Origin of the sequence: Paraburkholderia sp. RL18-085-BIA-A, from assembly GCF_046027075.1 — a bacterium.
Classification (GTDB): Bacteria; Pseudomonadota; Gammaproteobacteria; order Burkholderiales; family Burkholderiaceae; genus Paraburkholderia.
In genome coordinates this window covers 1-10,074 of sequence record NZ_JARESU010000212.1, presented here as the reverse complement: position 1 = coordinate 10,074, position 10,074 = coordinate 1, and the positions used below count along the sequence as shown (strand labels likewise).

Below are 10,074 nucleotides of genomic sequence, written 5' to 3'. Positions count from 1 at the left end.
CTCACCATAGCGAACCCCGGCAATTAGGGGCGTTGGAGAGCGCGCCATTCCGGGGCTGGCGCCACCGACCGACTTTTTCGACTGTCAGGCGGCGTTGCCTTTCCTGCAAGCGCCCAGTAGCGTGGAAACGCTCACCCCCGATTGCTCGGCTGCGTGCTCGAAGGTCATTCCCTGCCTGATCAGAGACAAGCCCTTGTTCACTAGACGCGGTGTCGCGGTGTGCCGGCCGAGGCGCTTGGCCCTGGCGCGCGCATCGGCCAGGCCCGAGCGAAGTCCTTGATAAACCGCTGCCTGGGGGCATAGAAGCCGGGACGCCTGCAACGAAATAGCACACGATGGAAACCAGTGTGTCTTCCGGTATCGTAGCATCAATATTGAGAGTTCCGTAAATCGTGACATCACCAAAGCTCGACTTTCTTCCAGCAGGCGGCGATGATCGATTTGCGCTTCGTCGGGTCGAAGGGCAGATATGGATCGAGCGTACGAATTCGGCTTGCGTCAGACCGGTCGTTTGCGACCGCCGACCTGCGAATTTCAGGAAAGCGACCCGTAGCCGCCTGACCAACGCCGATACTCGATGACGTTAATGGATGAAGCAACGTTCATCCTCGCGGATTGAATGACCGCTTGTGGGGCGGATTCGACATCTGAACGTCCGAGCAACAGTGCGGGCGAATGACGCTTCATGGCCGGCTTGTGCCCGATGACCTTACATGTAAACTGCCGGGCGTCTAACCTCACATGACGTAGCAGCAGGCCCTCTGGTTCCATGACAGTTGCATACGGTCGGGCGGTCTTGGTCGGGAAGCGACCTTTATGCGTGCCCCGTCACGAACTTTTTCGTCGCGTGATAGCCGTGCCTTGCTGTATCGGCAACGGCATGGCCGGCCGTCTTCGCACCGCGGCCGACCGCGTGCGTGGCCTCGCGCACAGCATGTCCGCTTTTCTTTCCGGCCGTCTTGACATCGTTCTTGAACTCGTGGGTACCTGTAGCCAGGTTCGCATGAGCCAGCGGGCTGAGGACGGCCAGTACGAACAGGATGATCGAAATTCCCGTCTTCTTCATCGCTCTGATTCTCCCATACGAGAAATGCCACTCTACGCTTCGGCCGAATCTGTTGGATAACTTGCTCGAAGGCTTCGACGGGTTGTCCGCCGTTCATAAGATAGCGATGGTTGAAAACGATCTCCGGCTCGGACTGGATGCCCATCGCCCTGGTATCGCCGTTCTTCCGCCCGAAACTCATCGGAGTAGTCTCCGCTTTTGCAGTACGTCACGTGCCTCCGCGGCGTCGAGTCCCGCTATCACCATTGTCGCGGAAATCATTGCCGCCGGGCGGGAAACGCCGTGCGTCCGGCAGATCTGGGCTGCCGAATTGAAACTGCTCATTTCGGCGCGGATCTTTCGGTTCTCAACAGTAGGTGCCCCGGTCAGGCCAATGGACTGGAACCGTCTTTAGAGACTGCCGTGCCTGTATTCGGCTCGAGCGACACGTTCGTCAATGGAGCCCGTGCCGCAACGAAGCTACCTTCGCCAGCCGTGCCCGTAACCGCCGAAACCGATGCCGACATCGACGGAAGGCGCTGCGTAATACGCTGGCGCATATCCATAGGCCGGCACAGGCGCATAGCCGTATGGCGGAGCGACAATGCATCCTGACAGGCTAGCCGCAAGCGCAACGACACACAAAAGTCTGATCATGTTTTTCTCCGTGCGCCGATTGTAGATGGTGGCCGAATTCTGATTCGCAACGAAGTGTGTCCGAACGTAACCTGTCGGGCATAGACATTTGATTAGTTTGCCAATGGCGTTTGCGTGTTCGCCTGGTTGTGACAGTTGGCATTCGCCGTGAGCGCGCCATGAACTACCATGACTGGGTAGACGATGTGTTCTCAGCAATGCGGCAAGACCAGTAAGGTCTGGCGGCTGCCGTTCAGTTCGGGGCGGCAATTGGCGCCTTGTGGCCGAACCCTGTCGCGCGACGACGGGCTCAGCGCGACCCACAAGAAGCTAAGGCAACTTGGAGAAAGGCAAGGGGGTGCGCGGCGAGGCGGTGTATGTCATCGCTGGCGAGCGTGTGTTCGGCTTTCGCGCGATCAATGGTACGTCGTCGAAGACGACTGCAGCTTCGTTAGCACGCCGCGTTGGAAGCGGAACCAGCCTTGCGAGCTTTGCATCACGACTTCGTCGCCTTGCCAGAACACGCGCCTGACGGTCATGCGCTTACCCGAGCGCTGCACAAGTGGCGGATGGTCACGAAAGTCGTACAGCACAGGGCCGGAATCGGTCTGCACGAGCATGCGTGTGACGGTGTTATTTGCGTTGCCGACTTCATCGAAATGCGTCAGCGTGTTCGCGCCGAAGCGATCGAAAATTTCCTTGTCGAGCATTCCCACGAAATCGCGGTCAACGCGCACGAATTGCAGTTTGCCCGAGGGCGTGACAAGCGGGCCGGAAGCATTGCTTTGTGCATGAACGCAAGCCGCGAAAGAGGTGGCTGCAAGTGCAGCGAGGAACAGTCGTCTCATGTTGCCCTTTAGATTCAACGGTGTCTCCGACGACGGAGCTCGACCCGGAATCGCTTCTTGGGAACATCGCCGTCAATTTTGCTCGACACGTCGAAGGTCTGCAACTGGCCGGTCACTGCCCTATGCCGTTGGCATATGCCGGCCGCCTGAAAACGCAAAAGTACTCGGTTTTCGGGTGTCGTTTTACCCGTCCCGAGTTGCTGCCAAGCCAATGCGGCGCGATCTGAAGGGGCGATTTTTTAGAACGCCGCATTCAGCATGCGTTTTCACACGGCCTCGTCCTGTTGTCGCATACGGTATAGTGATGTGCCGTTTCAATCGGAGACGGCACGCCATTGTAGTATCCGCCTGCGCCGGGCCGGAAATACGGTGTAAAGCACCAACTGGCAATTAGGAAGACCACCGGATAGCCGTCCACCCTTTCGAGAGGGAGAAACATGAATAAACAGGAACTGGTCGACGCGATTGCCAGCAAGACCGAACAGACGAAGGTAATCGCGAGCGAGCAGCTCGATGCGCTGCTTGAGATCATCACGAAGTCGCTCGTTAAGGGCGGCACTGTGCAACTTGTCGGATTTGGTAGCTTCAGTACTGGCACCCGCGCGGCACGGACCGGACGCAATCCGAGGACAGGGGAAGAGATCAAAATCGCAGCCGCAAAAACGGTGAAATTCACTGCCGGGAAGGCGTTCAAGGAAGCGGTGAACAAGGTCGACAAGGTTAAGAAGTAGGCGTCGCGATGAGAGCCTCCGACGGCCGCCGCGTGTCGCATGCCGAAGTGCTGGAAGGACTACGTCAGACACTGCATCGCCAGATCGTGCGCGGCCGGCATCCGGTCGTGCTCGATGTGCTGCATATGCTGGGGTTTATCGATTGGGTGCGTCAGCCAGAACGAACATCGCGTTATCTCGCGGCCAATTCTGCTCGTGCGGACGCGTATAGTCCACCCGTTGACATTGCAATGCTGACCGCAACCGGGCGCACGGAACTGGAGCGTCTCATAGCGCTTGAACTCACACCCCAGTGGTCGCAACGCCAGATGCATCCATACGTCGTATGAAGTCGTACCGGACGTCGGCGCACGAGGAATCGATCGTGATTGCGGCGGACTAGTCGCGCGGAACGTTGAAGGCATCGCCGAGAACCGCATCTCCGCCGGGATGTTGAGCGTTTAACGCACACCCCAGGTATGCGGTTCACGATTTCCTCATACAGGAACCGCCAGAAGCTGGCGTTACCATCTTTCGTCCAGATTAAATCCCACCTCGCTCATATCCCTCGGACGACAGTTCGAATGTAACGCACTGCGACGAGACCAGAAAACTGATCGGAGGAATTCGTGGCGTTGGTCAAATGCAAGGAATGCGGGAACGAGGTTGCGACAAGGCGACGACGTGCGTCAAGTGTGGCGCACCTGTGGTGAAGCAGCAGACCGACGCGGGAAAGATGTTGGGCGGCTTGGGGGTGCTTATAGTCGGTGCGTTGATCACCTGGGGCTGCGCTTCGGACAATAGCGCCAGGAACGGCAGCGACGCAGCGAATCAAGCCCAGTCGTGTAGCAAGGACGATTTGCAATGTCTCGGCGACAAAGAGATCGTTGCGGCCGCCATCTATTGCAAAGATCCGATCGAGCGACTTGCGACGCACATCGTGAAATGGACGGGCGGCACCTTCGAGATGAAGTTCAGTCGCTTTCGCTGGACCGATGAGCCGGGCGGCCCCATCACATACATTGGCGTCAAGGCCGAGTTCCAGAACGACTTCGGCGCCTATACGCCGGTGATTTACCAATGCGACGTTGCCGGTGATGGCAAGACAGTTCTCGCCGTCAGGGCGACCGCAGGCAGATTGCCGCCCTGACGACGCCCGGATCCAACCAGGGAATTGAATCATCCCGCTCGCCCGTAAGTATCCCTTTGTCATCGTTCGATCGTGAAGTGATGGCGGCACAGGTTAGACCGTGGTTGGCCAAGCCCGCGAGTGACTGGGCACCATCGAGTGCGCTACAAGGACGGGGTACCAACCAGCGAAACCCATCAGGGACAGCGGCGCGGCCCCAACGAAAGTCCGAATGTACGGTTGCAATCTACCTCTCTGTCATCGCGTAGTGAAAACCTGGCAAGACCGGGGCTGTCCACGTACGGTCATTCGTGCAGTATGCGACGGGTAAAGTGTGACCTCGTACTCTCTAGCGTCACCAGTGGGCACGTAGCAAGTTCTTATCCTTACTGTATTTCAGCTCCAGCGTTCCCTGGAAGGCTGCCTTGAGCGCCGAACCCAGGTCGCGGGCAAGATGAACGCCGGTCGTCGTGACGATCGTTTTGCCAGATTCATCCTTGATGGCAATGATTCGCAGGCTTTCTTTTTTGCGGGCCGGTGACGCACGCGGCACAGCTTGAGCGTGTTACTGGCTGTCGGTATCGGGCACCTTGCTCCAGCCCGGACCCGGGTCAAACGACTTCGTGGCCTCCGCTTTGGCTGCACTCCCGGGTCCGAGGTCCCGCTCGAAGATCTGGCCGGCATGGCTCACCATGAAAGTCTTGATCCCGGTGTCTCCGTATTTCACTGGCCAGGCGATCACGGCAAAACCGCCGAAGAGCTTGCCTCGCACGACGTAATCGTAGGCGCCACCTGGTGCGTGTGGCCCCTGTGACTCGAGAAGCTTGAAGTGGTACCCGTAGTAGCCGGCACTCTGCGCCCGCGAAGTCGCATCAACGAATGCCTCGCCGAGCGGACTCGGATTGTCATCCGGTCCGGTGGGCCAGTACAGGCCGTCGTGTTTGCCCGGCGAGCTCACCATTCTCGCTGCATAGGCAAGCACACCCTCTCCGTCGTGATTGGTCTGCGCGTACTCGCGCTGCGCATCGTAGATCACGAGCATTGTCTGAATGACGGCCAGTTCATTGCGGTCGATGCGCCGCGCGCGCATTACTTCCGAACCCGCGCGCGTGTCAAAGTGCCATCCCTGGTCGATCTTGACGAGTGGAATCGGGAACGTCCAGCCGTTGTCGCCCACGGCAATGTGGGCATGCCGGCCGTCTGTCGGCTCGATCGTATGCGACCTGGCCCACTCCGCGACAAACGTATCTCGCACCTGCGCGCCGATCGGTGGAATCAGTTCACGAAAGTCATTGCCGAAGATCGCACGCAACGCGTCCTCGCGGTCTTTCAGGACGGCGAATTCTTCATGCTCACCCCGCTTCCGGGCTCACCGGATTATCCTGTCCAATGTAGTCATCGACGCATTCGGGAAGTAGTGCGACCTGTTTGCGGTCATCGCCTTCAACGAATCGCTTCATGAGTCACCCGGTCTCAACGCGTTGATTCAGTTTAGGCGATCAATGTGTTTTCACACAGGCTGGACCCATTTCGACCGCCCGGGACCAAGGAACCTGAATGACCAGTCCCGAAGCGTAGGAGACGTATGAACGGCTGGCGTGACGGTCCGTCAGAAGACTCCGGAACGCTGAGCATCGTCTTCAAGTCGTTCGATATTCTTTAGATCCAAATTATTTACGCCTCCATTGATCACCTGCATCGCCGCTCCGATGCGGAAGCACCCCAGCCGTCATGACTGTCTCGCCGGGTGACGTGTGACACTGGCACTCGCTTGTCTGCGCCGATAGCCGGTGTCCCGCGACGCAAGCCAGTAATACAGCGGCGACGTCAGTAGCAGCCCGATGATCCACGAGAGATCCGCCCCGTCGAGATACTTCGGCACGGGACCCGCATACATCGGCGTGTTCATGAACGGAATCTGCACGACAATGCCGATCCCATAGGCGATCAGCGCCTGTGGATTGAAGCGGCCGTAGATGCCGCCGTCCACCTGGAAGATCGACTGAATGTCGTATTTCCCCTTGTGGATCACATAGAAGTCGATCAGGTTGATCGCGGTCCACGGCACAAGCACGACCAGCAGCGCCAGCACGAGATCGACCAGATTGCCGACGAAATTGGTCGAAGCGCCGATCGCGCCGTAGCAGCATGCGAGGAGAACCGCAATCGACAGCACGGCACGCGTCTTCGCCGTGGGAATCCAGCGATAGGCGAACGTCTGCAGCGATGTGATGGCCGCGAGCACCGCGCCGTAGAGATTCAGTGCGTTATGGCTGATCACACTCAGCAGGAAGAGGGCGAGCATCGGCAGCCCGAGCGGACCGGTAGCCTGCTTGACGGCGTCCATCGCGTCGGCGCCGGGCGGCACCGCGAGCACGGCCACCGCGCCGAAGACGAACGCGAGCGTCGAGCCGATCGTGCAGCCGAGGTAGGTCGCCCAGAACGTCGATGCGACGCCCACGTTCTCCGGCAGATAGCGCGAATAGTCGGAGACGTACGGGGCGAAAGCAATTTGCCAGAGCGCCGACAGCGAAACCGTCGCGAGCCAGCCGGCAAAGTTGAATCCGCCGCGCGTGAGGAAATCGTCCGTGGAGATATGCGTGAGGATATAGCCGAAACCGACGAAGATGCCGATTCCGAGCACCCAGGTTCCGATGCGGTTCAGGATATGGATGAACCGGTAACCGATAATCCCGATCAGCCCCGATCCCAACGCGCCGATCACAATGCCGACAGGAACCGGGACGCCATTTTCGATGCCATGAAGAGACTTCCCGGCGAGCACGATATTGGACGCGAAGAAGCCCACGTACATCACGCCTGCGATCACGGTGACGAGCAGCGCGCCCCATGAACCGAACTGCGCGCGGCTCTGAATCATCTGGGGGATGCCCATCTGCGGTCCCTGCGCCGAATGCAACGCCATCAGCACGCCGCCGACGGCCTGACCGACGACGATCGCCACGATGCCCCACAGCAAGTTCAGGTGAAAGATCTGCACACCGAGCGCGCCGGTGACGATGGGCAATGGAGCGATGTTGCCGCCGAACCATAGCGTGAACAGATCGCGCACCTTGCCATGGCGATCCTCGGGCGGCACATAACCGATGGTGTGTTTTTCGATCAACGGCGAGGCGTTGCGTTCCGAAGTATTCAAGTTCGTCTCCTATGTCGACCGGAGTTGGCGCTTCGGCGCTGCACTCCGGTCCCATGCGTAGCCAGGCGTGTTCGGTTTACAGAAGTGCCATGCCTGGCATTCGAAAAGTCTTTGAGTTGAGTGGTCTTGCCAATCGTCTTGCTTTGGCGCGAGACAGTGGGCTCCCCATCTGAGGAGGTACCGCCGCGGCAGCGTCCTCGATCCATACGTCTCACGACGCGGCCGAAAGGTAGTCTGCCAAACGAACCAGCATTACATCGCAATCGCTCAATTGCTCGACAGTGACGAACTCGTCAGGCTTATGCCCTTGGTCCATGCTGCCCGGTCCGCAGACCACCGTAGGAATGCCCGCCTGATCGAAGAGCCCGCCCTCGGTGCCGAACGCGACCGTGCCGAACTCAGTCGAACCGCTGAGCAACGCCAACAGACGCGCCGCTTCGCTGTCGGGCGAAGTGGCCAATCCCGGATAGGCGGAGAGCGGCTGAAGGCGGATGTCAGTGTCGGACTTCACGGCGCGCATCTTCGGCAGCAGCTCAGCTTCGGCGTAGGTCTGCAACTCGTCGGCGACTTTGTGGGCGTCGAAGCCCGGCAGCGCGCGCACTTCGAAGTCGAATTCGCATTCGGCTGGCACGATGTTGAGCGCACGGCCGCCTTTGATCACGCCCGTCTGCACGGTCGAATACGGCGGATCGAATCGCTCGTCGTGATGCTCGGGCTGCGCCAGCTCCGCGCCGATCTCTTCCAGACGGCCAATCATCCGCGCCGCGTATTGAATAGCGTTGACGCCATACGGCGCATAGGCCGAATGGCAAGGCGCGCCTTTCACCTGACAGCGCATCGCCAGCTTGCCCTTATGGCCCAGCACTGGCTTAAGCTCGGTCGGCTCGCCGATCAGGCACAGGGCTGGCTTGTGCGGACGTCGCTCCAGTTCTGCCAGCATCGGCCGCACGCCGAGGCATCCGACTTCCTCGTCGTAGGAAAAGGCGAGGTGCACCGGCAGCTTCAGCTCGCGCTCGAGAAACCCGGGCACCGCTGCCAGCACCGAAGCGATGAAACCCTTCATGTCGGCCGCGCCGCGGCCATACAGCCGTCCATCGCGTTCGGTGAGACGAAATGGATCGACGGTCCACGCCTGGCCATCGACCGGCACCACGTCGGTATGGCCGGACAGCACGATGCCGCCTCGCTTACGCGGACCGATGGTCGCAAACAGATTCGCCTTGGTGCGCTCGGCGTCGTAGAACAGCTCGCACTCGACACCGAGTTCCTCGAGGTAATGCCGGATGAATTCGATCATGTCCAGATTGGAATCGCGGCTGACCGTGGCGAAGCCGATCAGCCGTTCAAGCAGCGCGCGGCTGGATCTGTCATTCATTGCCGGGCACTCCGTAGCTGGGCGCGGCGGTCGGATTCAACGCCCGCGCCAGGTAGTCCTGCATCTGCGGCCGATACGCCTGCCATAGACCGTCGAGCTGGCCGATCGGGTCGTCATCCGCCCAGTCGACCCGCAAATCGACGATCGGCCAGCTCACGTCGCCCACGATCCTGAGCGCCGCCGAATGCACGGGCCCCGCTTCGCCGCCGGCAGCCATCGCGGCATGCATGGCCGCGAGCAGGCGATCGGCAAGCGTGCCGGATGCCTGCTCGAATGCCGGAACCATTGCCTCAATCACTTCTACGCCAGCAAGCATGTTGCCTGCGGCTACGCATTGCCTGCCCGCGACGGCGTGATACGTGCCGAGCGCTTCCTTGCCGCTGAAGAACGCCGTCCGACCCTGGCTATCGATCACCGTCACCTGCCTGTACTCACTCCACTGGCTCCGCTCGCCCGCTCCGAGCACCCGGTCCAACGCTCCGGTGGGATCGAGCTGCCCGTTCTCCAGAAGATCGAGAATCTGCGGGCCGAGCGCAGGCAGCGTGACGTTCTGTGTCGCCACCGCGCCCACGCCTGCGCGCACCCACGGGCATCGAGCGCCCACCGCGATGCTGGACGAACTGATCGCGATCCCAAGCTGCCCGGATTCCGGACAACGTCCGACGATAGAGAATGTCATGTCCCGCTCCTTAGGCCTTCGGCGGCGTCCATCCATCCGGAATGACCGCGATAACGTCGATCTCCATCAACCACTGCGGCTGACCCAGCGCGACCACCACCAGGCCGGTGGAAATAGGAAACACGCCCTTCAACCACTTTCCGACTTCCTGATAGACCGGCTCGCGGTAGCGGATGTCGGTCAGGAACGTCGTCGTCTTGACGATGTGAGACAGGTCGCTGCCCGCCTCTTCCAGCAACTGCTTGACGTTCTTCATCGCCTGCTCGGCCTGGGCGCGCGGATCGCCGATGCCGACCAGGCGGCCGTCGAAATCCGTGCCCACCTGACCGCGCACATAGACCGTGTTGCCGGCGCGCACGGCCTGACAAAGATCGTTGTCGAGCGTCTGGTTCGGATACGTATCCTTCGTGTTGAACATGCGGATACGGGTATGCGTAGGTTGGCTCATCAATGCACCTTAATGCTAGGAAGAAATGGATCGCGGATTAAAGAAGG

The 10,074-nt window shown here is 60.0% G+C and carries 10 protein-coding genes and 2 pseudogenes; 3 read left to right on the top strand and 9 right to left on the bottom strand.

What is annotated here, in order from left to right:
- Positions 1-814 precede the first annotated feature (814 nt).
- From P0D89_RS48465 to P0D89_RS48455, 3 genes and pseudogenes are all read right to left on the bottom strand, one after another.
- Positions 815-1,066: a hypothetical protein gene (locus tag P0D89_RS48465; protein ID WP_408371176.1), complete on the bottom strand. Its 252-nt coding sequence runs from the start codon at positions 1,064-1,066 to the stop codon at positions 815-817.
- 46 nt (positions 1,067-1,112) lie between these two features.
- Positions 1,113-1,300 (bottom strand): annotated as a pseudogene (locus tag P0D89_RS48460) (DsbA family oxidoreductase); the annotation flags it as partial.
- Positions 1,301-2,097: 797 nt separating this feature from the next.
- The gene (locus P0D89_RS48455; RefSeq protein WP_408369131.1) at positions 2,098-2,529 is read right to left on the bottom strand and encodes a hypothetical protein; all 432 of its coding nucleotides are present in this window, start codon (positions 2,527-2,529) and stop codon (positions 2,098-2,100) included.
- 437 nt (positions 2,530-2,966) lie between these two features.
- Between P0D89_RS48455 and P0D89_RS48450 the strand changes: the two genes are divergently transcribed.
- The 3 genes from P0D89_RS48450 (at position 2,967) to P0D89_RS48440 (ending at position 4,389) form a co-directional block, all read left to right on the top strand.
- Positions 2,967-3,260 carry an HU family DNA-binding protein gene (locus tag P0D89_RS48450; RefSeq protein WP_408369127.1) on the top strand — a complete coding sequence of 98 codons (294 nt, stop codon included), beginning with the start codon at positions 2,967-2,969 and terminating at the stop codon, positions 3,258-3,260.
- Between the two features lie 8 nt (positions 3,261-3,268).
- Positions 3,269-3,589 carry a hypothetical protein gene (locus tag P0D89_RS48445; protein ID WP_408369125.1) on the top strand — a complete coding sequence of 107 codons (321 nt, stop codon included), beginning with the start codon at positions 3,269-3,271 and terminating at the stop codon, positions 3,587-3,589.
- A gap of 359 nt (positions 3,590-3,948) precedes the next feature.
- Positions 3,949-4,389, top strand: coding sequence for a zinc ribbon domain-containing protein (locus P0D89_RS48440; protein WP_408379054.1), 441 nt, complete (start codon positions 3,949-3,951; stop codon positions 4,387-4,389).
- Positions 4,390-4,723: 334 nt separating this feature from the next.
- Here the strand turns inward: P0D89_RS48440 and P0D89_RS48435 are convergent, their stop codons facing one another.
- The 6 genes and pseudogenes from P0D89_RS48435 to P0D89_RS48410 all read right to left on the bottom strand — a co-directional run bounded on the left by P0D89_RS48435 (position 4,724) and on the right by P0D89_RS48410 (position 10,027).
- Entirely contained in the window at positions 4,724-4,921 is a 198-nt protein-coding gene (locus P0D89_RS48435) for a hypothetical protein (protein ID WP_408369121.1), read from the bottom strand.
- 12 nt (positions 4,922-4,933) lie between these two features.
- A pseudogene (locus P0D89_RS48430) lies at positions 4,934-5,707 on the bottom strand (DUF2950 domain-containing protein); the annotation flags it as partial.
- A 390-nt stretch (positions 5,708-6,097) separates the two neighbouring features.
- Entirely contained in the window at positions 6,098-7,525 is a 1,428-nt protein-coding gene (locus P0D89_RS48425; RefSeq protein ID WP_408369119.1) for a purine-cytosine permease family protein, read from the bottom strand.
- A gap of 211 nt (positions 7,526-7,736) precedes the next feature.
- Positions 7,737-8,900: an acetylornithine deacetylase gene (argE, locus tag P0D89_RS48420; protein WP_408379051.1), complete on the bottom strand. Its 1,164-nt coding sequence runs from the start codon at positions 8,898-8,900 to the stop codon at positions 7,737-7,739.
- Entirely contained in the window at positions 8,893-9,579 is a 687-nt protein-coding gene (locus P0D89_RS48415; RefSeq protein WP_408379048.1) for a DUF1028 domain-containing protein, read from the bottom strand. The genes argE and P0D89_RS48415 overlap by 8 nt, the downstream gene beginning before the upstream one ends.
- A 10-nt stretch (positions 9,580-9,589) precedes the next feature.
- Complete coding sequence (locus P0D89_RS48410; protein ID WP_408379045.1) at positions 9,590-10,027, bottom strand: RidA family protein; 438 nt, start codon at positions 10,025-10,027, stop codon at positions 9,590-9,592.
- Between the last annotated feature and the right edge of the window lie 47 nt (positions 10,028-10,074).

What these genes read in the sequence shown, in the direction of transcription:
- P0D89_RS48455 (WP_408369131.1), bottom strand. Translation starts at nt 2,529, where the DNA reads ATGAGACGACTGTTCCTCGCTGCACTTGCAGCCACCTCTTTCGCGGCT.
- P0D89_RS48410 (WP_408379045.1), bottom strand. Translation starts at nt 10,027, where the DNA reads ATGAGCCAACCTACGCATACCCGTATCCGCATGTTCAACACGAAGGAT.
- P0D89_RS48415 (WP_408379048.1), bottom strand. Translation starts at nt 9,579, where the DNA reads ATGACATTCTCTATCGTCGGACGTTGTCCGGAATCCGGGCAGCTTGGG.
- P0D89_RS48465 (WP_408371176.1), bottom strand. Translation starts at nt 1,066, where the DNA reads ATGAAGAAGACGGGAATTTCGATCATCCTGTTCGTACTGGCCGTCCTC.
- argE (WP_408379051.1), bottom strand. Translation starts at nt 8,900, where the DNA reads ATGAATGACAGATCCAGCCGCGCGCTGCTTGAACGGCTGATCGGCTTC.
- P0D89_RS48450 (WP_408369127.1), top strand. Translation starts at nt 2,967, where the DNA reads ATGAATAAACAGGAACTGGTCGACGCGATTGCCAGCAAGACCGAACAG.
- P0D89_RS48445 (WP_408369125.1), top strand. Translation starts at nt 3,269, where the DNA reads ATGAGAGCCTCCGACGGCCGCCGCGTGTCGCATGCCGAAGTGCTGGAA.